General features: G+C 41.9%; 12 protein-coding genes. 8 read left to right on the top strand and 4 right to left on the bottom strand.

The annotated features are described in order from the left end of the window. Nucleotides 1-37: 37 nt before the first annotated feature. The 3 genes from kdpA to FKG96_RS18735 form a co-directional block, all read right to left on the bottom strand. Nucleotides 38-1,726 (bottom strand): potassium-transporting ATPase subunit KdpA, encoded by a 1,689-nt coding sequence (kdpA, locus tag FKG96_RS18745; RefSeq protein WP_130855373.1) that lies wholly within the window; start codon nt 1,724-1,726, stop codon nt 38-40. Nucleotides 1,727-1,773: 47 nt separating this feature from the next. Beyond that, nucleotides 1,774-1,851: a potassium-transporting ATPase subunit F gene (locus FKG96_RS27260; RefSeq protein ID WP_354004802.1), complete on the bottom strand. Its 78-nt coding sequence runs from the start codon at nt 1,849-1,851 to the stop codon at nt 1,774-1,776. A 241-nt stretch (nt 1,852-2,092) separates the two neighbouring features. Next, entirely contained in the window at nt 2,093-2,446 is a 354-nt protein-coding gene (locus FKG96_RS18735; protein ID WP_130855374.1) for a hypothetical protein, read from the bottom strand. A 401-nt stretch (nt 2,447-2,847) separates the two neighbouring features. On the opposite strand from FKG96_RS18735, the gene FKG96_RS18730 reads away from it, so the two are divergent. The 8 genes from FKG96_RS18730 (at nt 2,848) to FKG96_RS18695 (ending at nt 19,796) form a co-directional block, all read left to right on the top strand. Continuing rightward, the gene (locus tag FKG96_RS18730; protein ID WP_149105849.1) at nt 2,848-3,453 is read left to right on the top strand and encodes an RNA polymerase sigma factor; all 606 of its coding nucleotides are present in this window, start codon (nt 2,848-2,850) and stop codon (nt 3,451-3,453) included. A gap of 149 nt (nt 3,454-3,602) precedes the next feature. Continuing rightward, on the top strand, nt 3,603-6,011 hold the full coding sequence (locus FKG96_RS18725) for a heavy metal translocating P-type ATPase (protein ID WP_130855376.1): 2,409 nt from the start codon (nt 3,603-3,605) through the stop codon (nt 6,009-6,011). A gap of 324 nt (nt 6,012-6,335) precedes the next feature. Next, a complete protein-coding gene (locus FKG96_RS18720; RefSeq protein WP_130855377.1) occupies nt 6,336-7,451 on the top strand; it encodes a FecR family protein in 1,116 nt (371 codons plus the stop codon). Nucleotides 7,452-7,563: 112 nt separating this feature from the next. Continuing rightward, nucleotides 7,564-11,070, top strand: a complete 3,507-nt coding sequence (locus FKG96_RS18715; protein ID WP_130855378.1) for a TonB-dependent receptor — start codon at nt 7,564-7,566, stop codon at nt 11,068-11,070. Between the two features lie 16 nt (nt 11,071-11,086). Further along, a complete protein-coding gene (locus FKG96_RS18710) occupies nt 11,087-12,862 on the top strand; it encodes a RagB/SusD family nutrient uptake outer membrane protein (protein ID WP_130855379.1) in 1,776 nt (591 codons plus the stop codon). 120 nt (nt 12,863-12,982) lie between these two features. Next, entirely contained in the window at nt 12,983-14,656 is a 1,674-nt protein-coding gene (locus FKG96_RS18705) for a DUF4091 domain-containing protein (protein WP_130855380.1), read from the top strand. A gap of 421 nt (nt 14,657-15,077) precedes the next feature. Continuing rightward, the gene (locus tag FKG96_RS18700; protein ID WP_130855381.1) at nt 15,078-18,113 is read left to right on the top strand and encodes a TonB-dependent receptor; all 3,036 of its coding nucleotides are present in this window, start codon (nt 15,078-15,080) and stop codon (nt 18,111-18,113) included. A 24-nt stretch (nt 18,114-18,137) separates the two neighbouring features. Continuing rightward, nucleotides 18,138-19,796, top strand: coding sequence for a RagB/SusD family nutrient uptake outer membrane protein (locus FKG96_RS18695; protein WP_130855382.1), 1,659 nt, complete (start codon nt 18,138-18,140; stop codon nt 19,794-19,796). 106 nt (nt 19,797-19,902) lie between these two features. On the opposite strand, the gene FKG96_RS18690 is transcribed toward FKG96_RS18695, so the two are convergent. After that, the gene (locus FKG96_RS18690; RefSeq protein WP_130855383.1) at nt 19,903-22,242 is read right to left on the bottom strand and encodes a GH92 family glycosyl hydrolase; all 2,340 of its coding nucleotides are present in this window, start codon (nt 22,240-22,242) and stop codon (nt 19,903-19,905) included. Between the last annotated feature and the right edge of the window lie 169 nt (nt 22,243-22,411).

Below are 22,411 nucleotides of genomic sequence, written 5' to 3'. Positions count from 1 at the left end.
TGTTCTGATTGCCTTCCACCAAGTAATAGACTGTCATTTATCTCATGGTAAAATATTCTGCAATAGGCCCTAATGCTAATGCGGGAAAGAAAGTAAGCGCGGCAATGATCACAATGACAGCAAATACCATCAAGCCAAAAGTTGCTGTATCCGTCTTTAATGTTCCCGCGCTTTCGGGTGTATACTTTTTGTTGGCAAGTAAGCCGGCGATAGCAACCGGACCAATAATGGGAATAAATCGTGAAAGAATTAATACAATACCTGTACTGATATTCCACCAGGGTGTGTTATCCCCAAGTCCTTCAAATCCACTGCCATTATTTGCGGATGAAGAAGTAAATTCGTAAAGCATTTCGCTGAAGCCATGAAAACCGGGATTATTTAACGTGCTTAGTGTAAGTTGAGGTAAGGCAACCGATAAGGCCGTACCGGCTAGTATTAGAAAGGGATGTACAAGCGCAATAATAATGGCTATTTTTACCTCTCGGGCTTCTACCTTTTTTCCCAAAAACTCGGGTGTGCGACCTACCATTAATCCACTAATAAAAACAGCGAGAATAATGAAGATATAAAAATTCAGTATGCCTGCACCCACACCTCCATAAAAGCTATTGGTAATCATCGCTAACAATTCGTTCATGCCGGATAACGGCATGGTACTGTCATGCATAGCATTCACGGAGCCGGTGGAAATGACAGTGGTGGCGATGCTCCAAAATCCCGAGGCCGCGGCTCCAAACCTAATTTCTTTACCCTCCATAGCGCCTAAGGCATTGTCAATTCCCATGCTTCCAATCGCAGGATTACCTCGCATCTCCATGAGTACGTTTGGAATAGCTAGAGCTAAGAACCCAGCCGTCATGGTGGCAAAAATCATATAGGAAAGCTTCTTCCGGTTTAAATAATAGCCCAATGCAAAAATCATGGCTAATGGGATAATCATTTGCGCGACCATTTCTACCATATTGGTCAGATAATTAGGGTTTTCAAAGGGATGTGCTGAATTTGCACCAAAGAAGCCTCCACCATTGGTTCCAACATGCTTAATAGCAATAAAACTGGCAGCGGGTCCTCTAGCAACCTGAACCGTATCTCCCTGCAACGAAATCATTGTATCTTTCCCTTCGAAAGTCATAGGTGTACCATTAAATACAAGTAGGATAGCCACGAGAAGTGAAATGGGAAGTAAAATACGTGTACAAGATTTCAGGAAATACACGTAAAAGTTTCCGAGCTTGTCTGTAGTTCGTTCCTTAAGTGCATTAAATAATACGGCTGCTGCAGCCATTCCGGTTCCCGCGCTTACAAATTGCAAAAACATCAGCCAAAGTTGTCCTAAATAACTCAGACCACTTTCTCCCGAATAGTGTTGTAAGTTGCAATTGACCACAAAGGAGATAACCGTGTTAAATGCTAAATGAGCAGACATGGCCGGATTAGTGTCCGGATTTAAGGGAAGCCAGTCTTGATTCATCAAAATAAACATACCGACAAGGAACCATATGGAATTTATAGTCAATAAAGCAACTAAATGTTGTTTCCAGCTCATTTCATGTTTTGAATCGATTTTGCCAAGTCGATAGATAGTGTTTTCTATATTGCCAAAAAGGAAGTCGAGCCAAGTGCGTTCGCCACTATATACCTTAGCTATATATTTTCCTAACGGAATCGCTAAGACGCAAGTCAGAAGGAACATGAAAACGACTCCAAATATTTCTGTGTTCATTTTTTTTTAACTAAATGTGGATGTACCTAAGTACTGAATATTGATTTTTAGAATTTTTCAGGTTTTAGCAAGACGTACAGAATGTATGCAAAAACACCAATTGAGATGATAAATAGCGCTGTCATGATTTTATATTTTTTCGAAATAATCCACCAGTTTGAAGAAAAGGGCAAAACAGAGAATGCCGATAAGTATTAGAAGAAGGGTGAGCATGATTTTTGTTTTCTTTTAATTGATCACACGGATAATGATACCGACGATAATGAAAATAATAAAGAGAGAAATAAGGATAGCAAATGGCCTATTCCATTGTGGTTTTATGACTTTTTTTCTCAATTTGCTTCGTAACTTTCTCATAGCGTTCAGTTAATACTGCTGCTTGGTATATACTGTTAATAGTTTTATGGGAATACGTTTCTCAATTAAGCCCCACTCATATTGACTGCATAATTTCCGCATGCCGTTGAACGAGCGTACAAATAGATTTTCTATCAGATATTTAACTCGTTCGTTCCCGCAATTGTATATCCAGCCTACAAGGGAGATGGAATAGATGACCTTCGCAATTTCATGTACGGTTATCCGGTCGCGAATATAGCTTACGACCACTTGAAGCGCCCCTGCGAGGTTTTCCCTTGATAATTCGCTTATTTCGCGTTTTATTTCCGGGATCTCGGCGGAGATAATATCCGGAATTTCGTCTTGATTGATTTTGTTCATTTTTAATATTGTTTTGACCGCAGGGTGCCAAAAGCATTCCAATCGTGTCTTGTTTTATTTAATTGCTTGTATTTTAGTTGTTTAATTCTTTTTGCCTTCTTAGGTCTTGCAAAAAAAACTATCATCTTGATAGGTCCTTTATCAAAATGATAGGATGATTGGCCGTTTATATTAGCGATTAATTCGGATGTTTTTCCAAGCGATGAATCGGAGCGTCAAAAAGATAATCCGCTATTTTACGCAAACGGTTGCGTTTGTAACTGGTTTGTTATACTCTTTTTTTTTCTCTAGCATTGTGAAAAGCTAACTGATCATACCTGTCTTAAAGACATTTTGGGAAAAGCAATGCGCTCGTATAAGCGATACTTTTATTTACACGGTTGGGTACAAATTTTTGAAAGATGAAGGCCTATTTTAATCCCGATGAATCTATCTTAATCAAGAAATTGGCGAATGGTAGCGAAAAAGCATTTTACACACTATATGGTAAATACTTTAAACGGGTTTATTCATTTGTTTTAGCTTATGTTAAATCACCGGATTTAACCGAAGATGTCTGTCAGGAGATATTTATTAAAATATGGCATAATCGAGCGAGTTTAGTGGAAATAAAATCTTTCAAGGCCTACCTTTTCACGATCACTCGAAATCACACCCTGAATATTTTAAGAAAGGCAAGCAATTCCCGTATTAAGATGGTAGAAGTACTGAGCTATCCAACCAATGAAAAAACGACAGAAAACGAAGTTCAATTGAAAGAATATCAACGTTATTTGCATGAAACGTTGGATGGTTTATCACCTACCGCTCGACGTATATTCAAGCTTTGCCGCGAAGAGCAAAAAACCTATGATCAAGTAGCTCGTGAGTTGGGTATAAGTCGAAATGCAATAAAAAAACATATGGTTCAAACGATGAAAACGCTCAAAGCCCTTATCGAGGGGCCATTAGAGGTACGTTGGTGCATTTTCTTTTGGATGAACATTGCCATCTCAGCTTTCATTTAATTTTTAGCATATCGATAACAATTTCAAATTAATGGTCAAAGCTGTTGGACAAGATATAAGTAAATCTTACAAATCAATCCTATAATTTCATAATAAAACATGGTGATATTGTTGCCAATTTTGTATTGCAAAAACAAAGCAATCAGCATATGGCGACTAAAGAAACAGTTTATATTCCATTAACCGATGTAGAAAGTGAACACTGCGCATTAATAGTCGAGAAAGGACTTGCACAGATAAGTGGAGTAGAAAGCCACCAAGTAGAACTGAATAACCACAGGGCAGCTATTAGGGTAACGGATAACGCCGTAATTGGGGAAGCTGTGAAGGTCATTAAAGATTTAGGTTACGGAGTTCCCACAGTCAAAAATTCATTTCCGGTATTAGGCATGACATGTGCTTCTTGTGCCGCGAGCGCTGAAAGCATTGTCAAGTACCAAGACGGGGTTGTCAGCGCCGCTGTAAACTTTGCAACCGGCAATCTTACGGTTGAGTACCTGCCAAATATGACCAATGCTGCCAAACTGCAAGAGGCTGTTCGAGGAGTAGGTTACGATTTACTGATTGAAGATGAAACCAAACAGCAGGAAACATTAGAAGCTATCCATGCAGATAAATTTAAGAAGCTAAAAAATAAAACGATATGGGCCGTATTACTATCGCTTCCTGTAGTGATTATTGGGATGTTCTTAATGGATATGCCTTTCGCCAATGAAATAATGTGGTTTTTCTCAACCCCTGTTGTTTTATGGTTAGGTAAAGACTTCTTTGTCAACGCGTGGAAACAGACGAAGCACCGTTCTGCCAATATGGATACATTGGTAGCACTAAGTACAGGTATAGCCTATCTGTTCAGCGTGTTTAATATGCTTTTCTTGGATTTCTGGCATCAAAGAGGATTACACGCACACGTTTACTTTGAGGCAGCGGCTGTCATTGTTGCATTCATACTGTTAGGCAAGTTATTAGAAGAGAAAGCAAAAGGTAATACCTCTTCCGCGATCAAAAAACTAATGGGCTTGCAGCCAAAAACAGTTATTGTAATTGAAACTAATGGTAATGAAAGACAAAAAGCGATTGAAGATGTGAATGAGGGTGATATAATTCTCGTAAAACCAGGAGAAAAAATCGCAGTGGACGGTTTGGTTATATCGGGAACATCTTATGTAGATGAAAGTATGTTGAGTGGTGAGCCTGTACCGGTATTAAAGAAGGAAGACGAAAAAGTATTTGCCGGTACCATTAACCAGAAAGGTAGCTTCCGGTTCAAAGCGGTAAAAGTGGGCAAGGAAACCATGCTTGCACAAATCATTAAAATGGTGCAGGACGCGCAGGGAAGCAAAGCACCTGTACAAAAGCTGGTAGATAAGATTGCTGGTATTTTTGTTCCTGTCGTGATTGCTATTGCTATTTTTACATTCCTTTTATGGTTTATTCTCGGAGGAGATAATGGAGTTGTACAAGGTTTATTGGCAGCCGTTACGGTATTGGTAATTGCCTGTCCCTGTGCTCTGGGCTTGGCGACACCGACGGCCATTATGGTAGGTGTGGGAAGAGGTGCTGAAAAAGGTATTTTGATTAAGGATGCAGAAAGTCTTGAATTAGCGAAAAAAGTAAATGCAATCGTATTAGATAAAACCGGAACAGTTACGGAAGGCAGACCGCAGGTAACCGGTATGCTGTGGTTGAATAATGATGATGCAGCCAAAGATATTCTACTGAGTATCGAAAAGCAGTCAGAGCATCCATTGGCAGAAGCCGTGGTAAAACATTTAGGAGGAATAGAAACCACCGCTTTATCACGGTTTGACAGCATCACAGGTAAAGGCGTAAAAGCCGACTATCATAACGAAACCTATTACGTCGGTAATAAAAAGCTGTTGGTGGAAAATAACATTACTATTGCAGAGCAGCTTTTACAGCAAGCTAGCCAATGGGGTGAGCAGTCTAAAACCGTTATTTGGTTTTCCAATAGCACACAAGCACTTTCTGTCATTGCGATTGCTGACCAAATTAAAGCTACTTCGATACAGGCCATCAAGGAAATACAAGATATGGGTATTGACCTATATATGCTTACCGGTGATAACAAAGCAACCGCTAAAGCGATTGCACAACAAACAGGCATTAAGCACTACAAGGCCGAGGTTTTGCCGCAGGACAAAGCCGATTTTATAAAAGAATTGCAAAGGCAAGGCAAATTAGTGGCGATGGTTGGTGATGGTATCAACGATAGCACCGCTCTTGCAACTGCCGATGTAAGTATAGCAATGGGAAAAGGAAGTGATATTGCAATGGATGTTGCGAAAATGACTATCATTTCCTCAGATTTGACTAAAATAGCGCAGGCTATCCGCTTGTCAAAGCAGACGGTGACTACCATTAAACAAAATTTGTTTTGGGCATTTATCTATAATGTTATCGGTATTCCGGTTGCCGCAGGTATACTCTACCCAATAAATGGTTTCTTGCTGAATCCCATGATTGCAGGTGCAGCGATGGCATTAAGTAGTGTAAGTGTAGTAAGCAATAGTTTGAGGTTGAAGTGGAAGAAGTAAGCAAGCATTTGTCCTGATTTTGATTTCCATTGATGCCTGCGGGAACTGTGCGGCGGAACGATAATCCAAACCAAGTTACGATACGCTAAAAAATTCGTCGAATAAGGTACGAACGGGAAAAAACAAGATGATTCAGTATTAATCATCTTGTTTTTTTAATTTTTTTTTAATGATTGCAGATAAATCAGTGAAAGCAAATCTACGCAACCCATGAAAAGCTAATTTACAATTCTCAGATTTTTAAAAAAGTTTTATTTCTTAGGTACCCTAAATGAGCGTTCGGGTGTCTTAAATTATGTAGTTCCGATAAACTGCATAAACGAGATGAACAAAGACGCTTTTTATAAAGAATTAATCCACAGATACCGCGCCGGCTCCGCTACAGAAGAGGAGTTGGAAGCGTTCTATCATCTTGTCCAATCGGGCGAAATAGATCATTATCTAAGCGAAATAATGGAGGACCATTTCTGTGGGGGGCGTCCGAAGAGCAGACTTTCGTTAAATTTCGGTTATGCAGCCGCTATCGTTATATGTTTCGTTTCCGGACTTGTTTTCTTTTACTATCAAAATCACCATCATAACCGTGCGATAATTCAACCACCCGAAGAGATAACAGCAGCTAAAGATCAGGCAATTCTAACGCTGGCAGATGGCACTAAAATCAAGCTGGATTCAACCCGAAGCGAAAGCGAAAATACAGATGGGTTTCAAGTGTTAAGTAAACTAAAAGCAGTTATAGGTTACAATAAGGATGCAACAAAGGAAGGCGAAGCTTTGGTATATCATGAGATTGCGATACCAAATGGTGGAAAGTACAAAGTGATATTGAGTGATGGAACCAAAGTATGGCTCAATGCCGGCAGCAAACTCAAATTTCCTGTTCGATTTAGTAAGGCCCGGCGGGAGGTTGAACTTGATGGTGAAGCCTATTTTGAAGTCGAGTCGAAGATTTCCAAACGAGAAAACCAACCATTTACGGTCCATACGCGATATCAAGATATTCAGGTGCTCGGTACAAGCTTTAATATAAAGGCTTATCAGGACGAGCCCAGCGAAACCTCGACACTTGTCACAGGTCGTGTAAACGTAATAAACAAGCGCACCCGGCAAATTTTACAGTTAAATCCCGGAAAAGAGTTGACCTTAAGTAAAGCAGCAGCTGTGACTTCGGTAAGTGATGCAGACATAGAAGAAGTTTTGGCTTGGAAGCATGGGGACTTTGTTTTCAATGAAACACCCATATACGAAATCATGAAGCAATTGGCTAGATGGTATGACGTGGAAGTGGATTTTGGAAGTGTTGCGAACAATATCTATAGTGGATATATACCCCGAGATGCCAATTTGAAACAAGTCTTAGACATGATGGAAAGAACCGGGGAATTAAAATTTGACATGAATAACAGAAAGATTTACGTAAAAACTAAGATGCCTATGTAAAAATCGTATATGAAAAAACCGGTAGCGATGCCGCGCTGCCGGTTTAAATTGGCGCAAGTCAATTTGCCTAAAAAGTTAAATAAACTAATCGACTAACTTAATTTACAAATGTATGAATTTAACTATTCAATACAAAGCACCCTATTGGCCTAAAAGTCACCGATCTTCTTGGACTTTTTTTGGTTTAAATGTATTAAAAATCAGTAAGTTAACAATTTTTATATTACTGCTTTCATTACTGCAGGTGTCGGGTAAAGTGTTCTCGCAGGAAATTAATCTCTCGGTAAAAAACGCACCCTTAGCCTCCATCTTGAAATCAATCAGCAAGCAAAGCGGCTACCGTCTTTTCTATAATAGTAAGCTGTTACAGCAGGCAAAGCCTGTTACGATTAACTTACAACATGCTTCTTTGGAAGAAAGTCTTGAAAAAGCCTTAGCCGGTCAGACACTGGCCTATAGTATAGAGGACAAATCGATTGTCATTCGTAACCAAGTCGAGCAGTCAACGCCCCCTATACAAAGTGTGGTACAACAGCTTAGAGTTGGTGGTTTAGTGAAAGACGAAGCCGGCTTGCCCTTAGCTGGCGTAAGCGTTCAAGAAAAGGGGGTGAAGAATGGTACCTTAACCGATTCACAAGGAAGGTTCAGTCTCAATCTAAGTAAAAATAATGCCATGTTGGTTTTCACGTACCTGGGTTATACCCCAAGAGAAATTGCTGTTACAGAAAACCTAATTGAAGTGATTTTGGAACAAGATCTAGCCAACTTAGATGAAGTGGTGGTAGTAGGTTATGGAACGCAGAACAAAGCGCTTGTAACCGGCGCGGTTTCGCAGATTAGCGGTGAAGTGTTACAAAATCGGCCCATATCGCGTGTGAGCCAGGCTTTGCAAGGGCAGATGCCAGGTCTCAATATTATCACCGGTAGCAGTGGCGGAGCACCTAATGCTACACAGAATATCAATGTCCGCGGATTTACGGGACTGGGAACGACTGGCGGACCACTGGTCGTTATCGATGGTGTACAAGGAGGAGATATCAATGCATTAAATCCGGATGATATCGAGAATATTTCTGTGCTGAAGGATGCAGCATCCGCGGCTATTTATGGATCAAGCGCTCCTTACGGTGTTATCTTAATTACAACAAAACAAGGTAAAAAAGGAAGTAAACCAGCTATTACTTACAATAATACCTTGGGATGGGCCGCGCCGATCAATTTGCCAACCATGCTGAATTCACTGGATTTTGCCAACTTGTATAATGAGGCAGCGACGAATGGAGGGCGAAGTGAAATATTTAGTCAGGAAACGATCGATCGTATCATTGCTTATCAAAACGGATCCTTTAAGGACGAAACGATCGCCAATCCGCAACCCGGTGCAAATGATTATTATACCTGGGGGAATGGAAACGCTAACAATGATTGGTTTAAAGTATACTTTAAAGATCTCGCATTCAGCCAACAACATAATGTAGGTGTTTCCGGTGGTTCCGAAAATACCACTTATTACGTCGGCTTGGGGTATAACGATAGGGCCGGTATGTACAATTATGGTGATGATTCGTATAAGCGCTTTAACGTTCGTACCAACATCACCACATCGGTAGCGAAGTGGTTAGACTTTAGCTACCGTGGAAGCTTTTCAAAAGAACTTAGCAACTCACCTAATACCTATTCAGGAAAAACAGGAGGGAACTATATGCATCAGATCGCTCGAAAGTGGCCAAGTGTTCCCCTTTTTAATCCTGATGGCAATTATTCAGATGCCAGCGATGTATTGCTTCACCAACAAGGTGGACGATCCAAATCAACGCTTGACAAAGCTTTATTGACCGGCGAGTTTATCTTCAAATTGGCGACCGGCTGGACGGCGACGGTTAATTATACATTTGATGGGACATTCCAAGATCAAAACGCTCACACCAAGACGCTCTATTCAGTACGTCCAGATGGTTCGCAATACCAGATAGGTGGTACTTATCCGAACGGATTTAGCCGATCGAACTACCGTATTCAGCATCACATCGTCAACGCATTTACCAAATATGAAAAGCAACTGGACGATCATTTCTTTAGTATAATGGGTGGTTTTGTTCGTGATTACACGGACTATCAGCGTTATGCGGCCAGCAATAGCCAACTCTATTCCGATAATATCCCCTCTTTATCCGGAACTTATGGACCGGCACCGTCTATCAGTGATTTTACTCGAAAACTGGCTTCCGATGGTTTTTTCGGACGTTTTAATTACAACTATAAGCAAAAATATTTATTCGAATTCAATGGGCGTTATGATGGTACATCACGCTTTCTCGGTCCGGTTCGTTGGAAGTTCTATCCGGGCGTTTCCGTAGGATGGAATGTCGATAAAGAAATCTTTTTTGAATCGATTAAAACAACAGTCAATAGCTTTAAATTGAGGGGCTCTTATGGATCACTGGGCGATCAGGCTTTTATTGATCCGGACCCGAGCAACCCGAATTGGTACCCATTCTATCCAAGTTTGGGTACTTCAAGTCCACCGAGTACTAATTGGCTTTTTGGGGGTAACCAACAAGCAGCTGTGTCACCACCGGGCTTGATCAATCCGGATTTAACCTGGGTGACGACCACCTCGTTGAACATCGGAACCGAAATCGGCTTATTGCAGGATCGTTTGAATGCCTCCTTCGATTGGTATATCCGTAAAGCGGACGATTTTGCCGGGCCCGCCCAGGCTTTACCTAGTGTCTTAGGTAATACGCCTCCTAGTGCAAATAACGCAGCCATGGAAACGCGGGGCTTCGAATTGAGTTTACAATGGCGCGATCGAATCGGAGAGGTTAACTACGGTCTACGCGCAGTATTGAGTGATTATCGAGGAAAGGTAACCCGTTATCCGAATCCAACAGGTTTAAATAGTACTTGGTATGCAGGCCAGCAAATGGGCGATATCTGGGGCTATACTACTTATGGCCTTTTCCAAAATCAGGCAGAAATTGATGCGGCTCCCTCGCAACAGCGTATATCTGGCCAGACATGGAAACCGGGAGATGTACGATATGTGGATCTGAACAACAACGGCATTATTGATTTTGGCGACAACACGATTTCCAATCCGGGAGACAGAAGTGTTATCGGTAATAATACGCCCCGTTTCGCTTACGGTTTCACGGGGGATCTCAGCTGGAAAAATATCGATTTTATGTTTTTTATCCAGGGAATCGCAAAGCGTGATGCATGGGTTGGGTCCAATTATTTTTGGGGTATTGTGGGCGACGAATGGCAAAGCTCACCTTTCAACGTGCACCAAGATCGTTGGAGTCCGGATAACCCCAATGGCTATTTTCCGAAGTTTTACTTAACTGGCGAGAATGGAAAGAATACGCAGACACAAACGCGTTATTTGCAGAACGCAGCTTATTTGAGATTGAAAAATATTCAGCTGGGCTATTCACTGCCCAAGTCTTGGTTGGAAAAAATAGGTTTCAGTAAAGTGCGATTCTATGTCAGTGTAGAAAATGTTTTCACGATTACGGATTTGATCAAAACAATGGATCCCGAGCTGTCGATTAGCGATGCCAAGATCTATCCCTTACAGCGGACCTATGCAGCGGGTGTGAATTTGTCTTTTTAAAGTTTATTCAAACGATATGAAATTACTACAAACAATAGCTTTGCTTATGCTTTGCTGCTTTTTCTCCAGCAGCTGCCAGAAGGATTTGTTAGAGCAAACTCCTGAAACCAATATCAGCGACGCAGATTATTGGAAAACGGCTAACGACTTGAAGCTTTACGCCAATAATTTTTATAATACGATGTTACCCAATTATAATGGTTGGGGATCGATCGGTATTTATGGCTTGGATGCGAATGGCAGCGATAATATGATCGCTACCAGCTATAATTCAGCCTTAAATGGCGAAAGAGTTGTTCCTGGAACTGACGGCGGCTACGGTGCTTATGGCGACTGGGCGGCGCTTCGGAATGTGAATTATTTTTTGGCTAATTATAACAAAGTAAACGAGTCCTTCGATGTAATCAAAGCATATGTGGGAGAGGCACTCTTTTTCAGGGCATATTTCTACTTTGATAAATTGAAAAGTTTTGGCGATCTACCTTGGATCAATGTTCCACTAAACACTTCGTCGGAAGAAGTTTATAATGAACGTTTGCCTAGAAATATTGTAGTCGACTCCCTGATGAATGATTTGGACAAAGCCATCGCATATTTGCCTACAAAAGGTTCGGCGGAAGCTTCGCGTATCAACAAGGAAATTGCCATGCTCTTTCAAGCCAGAATAGCACTTTTTGAGGGCACTTGGGAAAAATACCATGCCGGTACACCTTTTGGCGTTTCTGGATCGGATGGAAGCAAATTCTTAGAAAAGGCTGCCTCCGTGAGCTCCGCACTGTTGGACAATAGTGGAGGGTACGGTCTAGCGTCGTTTTCGACCGATGATGATTATTGGCGTCTCTTTAACCAGGTAACTTATAGCTCCAACAATGAGGTTATGCTCTGGCGCGCGTATAATTTGAGCCTAAACTTAGGGCATCGCTGGCACCGCTATACCCCAAGTGGTGGAGGGAGAGGTGTAACCAAAGATTTAGTAGATGCCTATTTGTGCATAGATGGAAAGCCTATCGGGTCAAGTGATCTCTACCAAGGTGATGCAACCTTGCACGATGTCGTTGCCAATAGAGACCCCCGTTTAAAACAAACAATCTATGTGCCGGATGGCAGCCATATCATCACAGATAACCGCCCAGGTGGACAACCCGTTGTTATCTTCGAATACCCCACGTTTGATGTTGCTAACGAAAACAAATCGTTAACCGGTTATCAAGTGTACAAAGGCCATAATCCAGATTATAATCAACAACAGGATTTGGGTACTACCGGACAAATCATTTTTCGTTTTGCTGAGGCCGTTCTTATCTATGCTGAAGCTAAGGCCGAACTCCGGCAATTTACACAGGCAGATGCTGATCGAAGTATTAATTTGCTGAGACGGCGTGTTGGTATGGTCGATTTATCCGTTGCCAACATTGAACGCGATCCTAATTGGGAATTCGATGACATCAGTCCGTTGCTCAACGAAATTCGCCGGGAAAGACGTGTAGAACTTGCCTGCGAAGGGTATCGCTCGGATGATTTATTCAGGTGGGCCGCTATTGACGAGAAAATCAGTGGCTGGAAGCCCAAAGGAGCCAAAAGAGCACAATGGGAAGTAGCAGGGGTGCCTGAAAATATCGCTACGGCTGTAAGGAGCTTTCCTGTAGACGCGGATGGATATATCGAATATTATCAGCAAGTAGGTGCCTTAAATGCGGGGTATCAGTTTAAGCTTGATAGAGATTATTTATCACCCATTCCGCTTGATCAGATCAGTTTAAATCCAAAAATTAAGCAGAATCCCGGGTGGTAATTTTGATTGGTTGGTGGCAAGCTGTTCGAGAGAACGGCTTGCTTTTTTCTTTACATTCCATATTTATCAGGTAGTGTTAGGTCAAGCTACCATCAATTGTCAAATACTAAAACAAAAAACATGCAACTAAGAGAATTGATTAAAAATGGCTTAGCAAGCGTTTTGTTAAGTTTTGGAATCGTTGTTTCCATGAAAAGTGCTAATGCTCAGCTTTCTGCGTCTATGGTAGATCCTTTGGAGAAAATATTTCCCGAGACGGTCCTCCCTTATGATAGCTTCCATGAGATTGATGTAGCTAAAGGCGAAGTGGCGAGTGCTCAGTTAGTCCTTCGCAGTGGCGAAAACTTGGATCAAGTGGAGCTATCTGTGGACGCACCTGGTTTACCGAATGAAGGAATATCCTGCGGTGCGATTGGCTTTGTACGAGCGGGGCGCCAATACACCGATCCGGCGGTGGACAGACTCGTTTCGAATACAGGTTTTTATCCCGATCCCATATTGGATGATAAACCATTGAGTCTTCAGGCAGGATTAGCCCAGGCTTTTTATATAAGCATACCGATTTCTGCGGAAACGAAAGCAGGGACATATCCGGTAAAAGTGGACATTAGAACAAAGGATATGCAAATACGAAAAGAGTTTGCTATTCATGTGCACAATGTTCGTTTGGCGAAACAAGAGTTATGGGTAACCAACTGGTATAGTTTAGCGCCCGAACGCTTGGCTCTATTGAATAAAGGGGAACAAGTAAAATCCTTTGGCCCGGTATACTGGCGTTTAATAGAAACTTTGGCAAATAAAATGGCTGCTTATGGACAAAATACAGCGCTTATTTCACCGCTGGATTTAGCTATTTACAAAATGGAAGGGGAACATTTAAGCATTGATTTTTCAAGATTTGACCAAACGGTAGATATTTTTCGCAAAGCGGGTGTCTTAGGGAGAATTGAGGGTGGCCATATTGGTCAACGGGCGGGCAATTGGAGTAGTCCCTTTATTGTAAGGGTTCCTGAGCCTCTGGCCGATTCTACTCGCTTCAGGCAGTTGCCAATCGAAGACCCAAGAGCGAAGAACTTCTATGCCCGGTTCTTTAAAGCACTTATCGCCCACTTAGAAGAAAAGGGATGGTTAAGCGATTATTATCAACACATTGCCGACGAACCTACCGGTGACAACAAGGAATCCTATATTGCCATAGCAAGCTATGTTAAATCCATCGCACCGCAAATCAAAATTATGGAGGCCTGTCATAGCAAAGATCTAGCAGAAACAATTGATTTATGGGTTCCTCAACTTGATTTTTTAAATAAAGATTTCACGTTCTATCAAGACCGTAAAAAGGCAGGCGATGAAGTGTGGTTCTATACCTGCCTGTCTCCTAGAGGCAATTATGCCAATCGGTTTATCGATCTTCCACTTATAAAAACCCGATTGATCCACTGGATAAATTATAAATATCAGATTGATGGTTATCTACATTGGGGTTTTAATTACTGGAACCAAGATCCTTATGAGGAAACAACCGGCATCAATAGCGAAGGAGGGAATATTTTGCCAACCGGAGATTCCTGGATCGTTTATCCGGGTTATCAAAAATTGTATAGTTCAATACGTTTAGAAGCCATGCGAGATGGTATTAACGATTACACACTCTTGCAAATGCTGACAAAGAAGAACCCTGATTTAGCGAAGAAGATCATTGATAATATGGTGTTTAGATTCGATTGGTATGATACGAGTATCAAAAATTTTAGAGCGAGCAGGAAGGCCATGTTAAAAGCCTTATCAGAATAAATTATGGCAATATAATAAGGGCTTGGCTACTTTCTATACTGCCAAGCTTTTATTTAAAGAAAAAAACTTACGAATTATCGCGAATCTCGTTTACCTAAAGCCTAAACAAAGACCTAGTGGAACAGTAGGCATCTCGTTCAGAATGCGATAGAATTGAAAGTAATAAGGTTCATTTGCTTTTTCCTAACTGCTTTAGTTAATTATTCTGTGTCCTTCAACACCTAAGTCGACTTCCAAGCTACAGTGGATTTTAGAATGCGAGCAAAGACGATTTATATGACATCTTTGTTATGTTAAAATGATACAATAAAATGCCAATTTTATATAGGTTAAATATTTGTTTAACACCTAACTTGCCCGCATTAAAGCTAACCGCAAGCAGGCAGTAAATGGCTTGCTTCTCTTATAAGATTAATAATTTATGATAAATTATCTTAGGATAGGAGTTATGTCCTCCTTTTTATGTGTATCCCGAAGTATGCTGGTTTGTTTGATACTGCTGCTGCTCATTTTTCAAGCAAGTGCGTTCGAGGTTAAAGGGAATCTTTTGCTGCAGCAGGCAAAGTTTACAGGTACGGTAAAAGATGCAAAAGGCACACCGATTGTTGGTGCAAGTGTGTCCGTTAAAGGTACAAAAGTTGGAACATCTACCGATACAGATGGTCGATTTGCTATCAGCCTGCCAGCTGGAGGTGACCTCATTCTGGTTATTAATCACCTGGGACATGTAACAAGAGAAATACCACTTAGCGCCGGTCAGTCTAGTATCCAAGTCACCTTGCAAGATAGTGAGAAAGCGTTGGACGAGGTGGTTGTAATAGGTTATGGCGAAGTTAAAAAGCGTGATTTAACCGGATCGGTGGTTTCCGTAAAGGGGGAAGACTTGACCAAGGTGCCTGTAACGAGCCCCGCGGAAGCCTTGCAAGGCCGCGTACCTGGGGCGGACATTACGCGCAACAACGGCTATGCCGGCCAAGGGGCATCGATTCAGTTGCGTGGTAACCGATCGATCGCAAACCCTGAAAGCTCTAACAATGTACTTTACATTGTTGATGGTATACAAGGTGTCGCAGCACAGGATGTTGATCCTAATGATATCCAGTCAATAGAAGTACTAAAAGATGCATCTTCAACGGCGATTTATGGGTCGAGGGGGGCAAATGGCGTAATCTTGATTACGACAAAGAGAGGAGCCAACGAAAAACCGAGACTAAATTACAATGCCTATGCCGGTGTCTCGAAAGTAGCGGGTTACGGTGAGTTTATGACCGGGCAGGAATATGTTGATTTCCGGCGTGAAGCTTACCGTGCTGTTGGAACGTGGAATTCGCCCGCGGATGACAATAAAATTTTGAATCCACTTCAATTGCAAGCTTTTCAAAACGGACAATTCACCAATTGGAGTGACCTTTTACTGCACAATGGTTTCCAACAAAATCATCAACTCAGTGTGAGTGGTGGAGGGAAAAATACCAAAGTGTATTTTTCCGGTGCTTATTTTCAGGAAAAGGGTTTGCTAAAAATGGACGAATATAAACGTTATTCCGGGAGATTGAATATCGATCAAACGATTAACAGCTGGATGAACGTCGGCTTGCAATCGCAATTTGCTTACATTGACAATGATATCCGTCGTGATCCGCTTAACCAGGCGTCCAAAATAGCACCGTTGGGACTTCCTTACGATGAAAATGGTGAATTCAACTTGTTCCCCTTGCAGGGAACGTTAATCAATCCTTTAGCAGATGAACAGCCTGACGCCTATAAACGGAACACCAAATCCAATCGAGCTACTGTTTCCGGTTACATTGAGTTGAAGCCGATTAAAGATTTGTCGATTAAGTCAACTTTTGGTGCGATCTTTTCCACCTCGGAAGCAGGTAATTTCTACTCAAAAAATACCATCGATGGAAAAGGTTCCCGTTCGCAAGCCTCCATTACCAATAACCAAGATCGAAACATTAGCTGGGAAAACGTTATTACCTACAATAAGCGATTCGCAGACCACTCTTTGCAATTAACAGGCGTAACAAGTTACCTTTCGTGGACTAATACCAATAGTTATGCAGGTGGTAATAACCAACTATTTCCTTCCCAATACTATTATAATATAGGTGGAGCAAACCAAAACCCTTTCTATGGAAGTGGTTATGTGGAAAGCAAACTATTATCATTTAGCGGTCGGATTAACTATAGTTATAAAGGAAAATATCTGTTAACGCTAACCGGGCGAAATGATGGATCATCCAAATTAGCAGCCGGTCACAAATGGGCTTTCTTTCCGTCGGCCGCTGCAGCATGGCGTATCGTGGATGAAGATTTTATGAAAAATCAGCAGGTATTCAGCGATTTGAAGCTTCGAGTTAGTTATGGTGTGTCAGGTAATGATGTAATCAGTCCTTATGCTACGCAGAATTCCGTGGTAGTGCAGAACTTTTCTTTTAACGATGCCAATGCTGCCAATGCCTATGTCATTAATGGACTTATCGGTAACAATACCTTAAAATGGGAACTAACAAAAACGATGAATATCGGGGTAGATTTTGGTCTTTTTAACAATATAGTGACAGGTAGTGTTGACTACTACCACGCGAAAACCGACGATTTGATCTTCCCTTACACCTTACCGCTTTCTACCGGCGTCACCACCGTGAATAGGAATATAGGAAAAACACAAAATAAAGGGATTGAATTAAGTCTCACTTCCCATAACATCCAAAAGAACTCATTCTCCTGGAATACTAACTTAACCTTTGCACGTAATAATGAAAAAATTGTTGCTTTACCGAACGGCAATGTGATTGCAGATGACTATCGCGAATCGCTGATCGTAGGTCAACCGGCTCAGATTTATTATGACTATAAAAAAATAGGCATTTGGCAATTAGGAGAAGAAGAACAGGCCGCCCAATATGGTGCCGAACCGGGTGATATCAAAATCGCGGACCTGAATAACGATGGGAAAATCGATGCCTTTGATCGTACGATTATAGGCCAGCGCGTTCCAAAATGGACAGCCGGCTTAAGTAATGATTTGCGATTTAAGGGATTTGATTTGAATATTCTGTTGGTAGCACGGGTTGGCCAATGGATCAGTTCCGATTACTATGCCAAGTATAAAAGAAATGGCTTAGAAAACGGCGCACGCATCGACTACTGGACACCTGAAAATCCAACGAATGAGTATCCAAGGCCGAATGCCAATAAAAACTCCAATTACGTAACTACGCTTACCGAGCGACAAGCATCTTATGTAAAAATCAGAAATATCACATTGGGTTATAATTTTCCCTCAGCCCTTATAAGCAAATGGAAGTTACAAAGCCTTCGGATATATGCTTCGGGTAAAAATTTGCACACTTTCAGTAGCTTGAAGGATTTTGACCCTGAAGGCGAGGGGGTTATAGATCAACCCTTAAATCGTCTGTTCGTTTTCGGTCTTAATGTTGGATTTTAATGAGCGCATTGCGCAACAAAAATTATGAAGAATTATCTTGAAATTGCAATCGGAAAACCTAAAGGCCTATGTGCCCTTTTTCTTTCCTTCTTATTGGGATCTTGCTCTCTGGATGAATATAATCCGGGCGGAGCTACCGTCGAAAGTTTATTCAATACACCGGAAGGGATTGAAGCAGCGGCCAATGGCACCTATACTTACAACCAAAAAATATATGGAAAAGAACAAGGTTATGCCTTGCTCGAAATGGGGACGGATATTTGGACAGGAGGGGCTAATAGTGGCAATTCCGGAACAAATGGTGTTTATCCCCAGCCTCCTTTAATGAACTATCAAGGCTTGATTTCCGACAATGTATGGGTGAAGTCCAACCTTTGGCAACCTTGTTATGCCGGTATCAATTTAGCCAATACCGCATTGAAATATCTTCCGGAAGCGGGGGTGGAAGCTGTTAAGGCTCCGGTCTTAGAAGCAGAGTTGCGTTTTATGCGCGCTTGGTATTATTGGCATTTGGTAGAATCATTTGGCGACATTCCCTTCACGTTGGAACCGACTGAAAGTATTGTTACGGTCGCCAATCGCACGCCGGTCGATCAGGTTTATGAGCAGATTTTTATAGATCTACAATTCGCGGTGGAGCATGCACCGCTAAGCAATACCGATTATGGGAAAATTACCAAGCCTATTGCTGAAGCGTTTATTGCGCGTGTTTATTTGACTAGAGGTCGTTATCAAGAAGCCTTAGATCATGCCCAACATGTGATTAACGACTATGGCTTTAGTCTGATGCCGAATTATGCTGACCTTTGGAAAATGGATAATGAGAAAAATCAGGAAGTTATCTGGGGGTTGAACTATTCAACCAATTTGGAGTTCAATGAAGGAAGTAATGTGGGACATTCGATGTATTTGATGGAATATGATACACAGCCGGGAATGCTACGAGATGTCAACAATGGTTATCCAAATGTGCGCTATATGCCCACCAAATTTTTGTTGAATTTATTTGATGAGCGTATAGATGCCCGTTACGAGGCGTCCTTTAAAACTACTTGGTTTTGCAATGAAACGGATGCCGGAAAGAGACCGCAAGGTATGAACCTCGGTGATACGGCTATTTTTTGCAGTAAATATGTGATTTCATCAGATGCTCCTGCAGGCAAAGCTTATAAAATTTATGATATCAACGATGTTTATCGGGAGAACGGTATACCGGCAGATCGCTTTCATTATATTTCCTTGAAAAAGTTTGAAGATCCTACCAGGGCGTCTGCGAACGAAACAGAAAGTGCCAGAGACGTTTTCATCATTAGACTGGCAGAAATGTATATGATTGCTGCCGAGGCCGAATTACAGTTGGGTAATCAGGCGGAGGCAGCGAACTATATAAATATTGTCAGACAACGTGCAGCGTTGAATAAACAAAACTCCCAAGAAATGATGGTAGTCGCGTCAGCAGTGACGCTCGACTTTATTTTAGATGAACGAGCGAGGGAGTTCGCGGGTGAACAGCTGCGTTGGTTTGATTTAAAACGAACTAATAAATTGGTCGAGCGGGTACAAGCCCACAATCCCGATGCGGCGCCCCATATTAGAGAGTTTCATAAAATACGGCCGATTCCACAAAGTGAGCTGGATGCAGTCACTAATAAAGATCAATTCAAGCAAAATCCCGGCTACTAAAGGAGCTTAGGCCTTGTACGAATAGAAAATAGGTTCATATAGAAACAGCTCTCCATTGGAGAGCTGTTTCTATCTAAATATAACGACAATGCATCGTTGTTAAATTTCACGATCGAGGTACCATATTCAATTCTAACGTGCCACCCTTAATAAGTGCTTCAAAAGGAAGTTGAAGGGCCTCCAAGACCTTTCCATTCAGCTTAGCAGACTTCGTATAGCAGGGTCCATTTTTACTTCGTTTAGTCTTTATCGTAAATTTCCTTGATCGTTCAGCAAGTGGCAGATTGATGACTACCTCATCAAATAAGGGCGTACCGATCTGTAAAGAGGGGTTGGGAGCTGTTAATCCGGCGACATCGAATAATCCCATACCGGCCAAAACATACCAAGCACCCAACTGCCCTTGATCTTCGTCTTGGCCATAACCATAACCATGTATACCGTCAGTACCATAAAATTCATCACAAATAGCATGCACCCACTTTTGCGTTAGGTCGGGCCGACCGGAAGCGTGAAAAAGCCAAGCGACATGAAGGTTAGGTTGGTTTCCATGGTTGTACAAACCCTGTATACCCGCAAAAGCATCGATTTCTTTACCGCCGCCAAAGACATTTTTTTGCGATTCACGGAAAATACTGTCTAAACGATCATTAAAGGTTTTTTCACCGATAAGATCCACCAGCCCTTTAGGGTTGTGAGGTACGTAAAAGGTGTACTGCCAGGCATTTCCCTCCTGAAAGCCCCGCCACGGAGCAAATGGGTCAAAATCCTGTAAGAAATTGCCCTCCTCATCCTTCGGTCTGATAAATTTTGTGCTTGGATCATACAGCGTTTCCCAGGCCTTAGCCAAATGCGAGAACCTTTTGAAATCCGCCTTTTTACCTAAAGATTTAGCGAATTGAGCTGCAGCAAAACTTGAAAAAGCATACTCAAGCGTATGAGAAGCACCAAAAGGTGAACCATGTAGATTCAATTCAGGCTTCCCGGTGTCATCCGCGATATAAGGAGAGAAGCCCTTTTCTACAAAGACGCCGACATCCAGCTTTCCGGCACCTGGGATCCGCTTTTCACTTTCCAACTCATTTTTCCGCACGGCCTCATAAGCAAGCGCTACATCGTAGTTCCGCAAACCAACGTTATAGGCAGCGGCAATAGCCAATCCGGTGAAATTAGTCCCTACACCTGAAACAAACTTGCTGGTGGCAATCCCGTCGCCCAGCCAACCGGCATCTTTATATACGAGCAACTGACTTTGAATCCAATCTTCGTAGTACTCGGGATAGGCAATTGACCATAGCTGTGTCAGATTCCAAAAAGCCCCCCATATCGCGTCGGTGTTATAATGTGCATGTATCGGCTTTCCTACCTCATCTAGCGGAATCCGGCCAACATTGCCGTCATTTTTAGGATAAGCCCCATTAACATCGCTTGCTAACCCCCTGCCCAAAAGCGCATGATACAGGCCGGTATAGAATTTTACCTTATCCGCCTCTTTGCCTCCATTTACGTGAATTCTGCCAAGGTACTGATTCCAACGTTGATATGCACGTTGTTTGGCATCCTCAAACGAAAGATTGGAAGCCTCAGCGATTAAATTCTCCCGGGCATTTTCCACGGAGGTGTAGGAAAGTCCTACTTTAATGTTGACTTGCTCGCCTTCCCGTGTGCCAAAGCGTAGGTAGGCACCCACGCCTTTACCCTCTGCTTTCTGCTGTCCTTGATAGCATAGGCTGTCGGTGAAAGTGCCGAAGGAAGTGGGCCTTTTATCCAGTTCAGCGTAGAAATAGAGGGTTACATTCGCGTTCGGCTGATACTTCTGCACGTAAGCCGGCTTCGTAACCACGTAACCTTTAACCACTTGACCTTCATAATGAACAGAGGCATCCACTACGGGCCCGCTTTCACCCATTTGATGACCAATATCGAAAATTATGTTCGCCGAATCTGTTGCGGGAAAGGTATAACGATGAAAACCAACCCGCTCGGTTGCCGTTAATTCTGCCGTAACTTTATAATCTTTTAAATAGACACGATAGTATCCCGCCGTAGCATATTCGTCTTTTTTGTCGAAACGCGATCGATAGCCGCTTTCAACCTCTTCTAATTTACCGGGGCGCGTTTGTAAAGTGCCTACTGTAGGTGCAAAAACAACACCGCCGATTTGAAACTCGTGAAAATTAGGAAAGCCCTCGATCGATTGATGCCGCTCGTCGTAACCAACTGCTTCCCAGCCCGATGGATTGCCATAACTTCCATTGGTGCTAGGAGCTAACTTGGCCATACCAAAAGGTACCGCGGCAGGTGTATAAAAGAAATAACGGCTGTGAGCAGTACCAATATTGGGATTAACGTATCGGGTAAGATCTTCTACCTCTTGGGCCTTTAAAATTGTAATCCAATTAAGGGAGATAATGAATAGATAGCATAGATTTTTTATATTCTTCATAATTAAGCTTAAATAGATCTAAGCGATTTTTTACGATCAACTTATTATTGTATAAATTATGTATGTGTGTACATACTATGCAAATATAGTAATATCTTCTTATGTATCAAGTGGCATGCAAATGAAGGGAGGCCTCAGCTTACCCTTTGTTTCCTTTAAAATCTAGCTT

This window comes from Olivibacter sp. LS-1, assembly GCF_008245145.1.
Taxonomy (GTDB): Bacteria; Bacteroidota; Bacteroidia; order Sphingobacteriales; family Sphingobacteriaceae; genus Olivibacter; species Olivibacter oleidegradans.
Note: the sequence above shows the minus strand (reverse complement) of the source record. Positions and strands in the feature narration are given on the sequence as shown.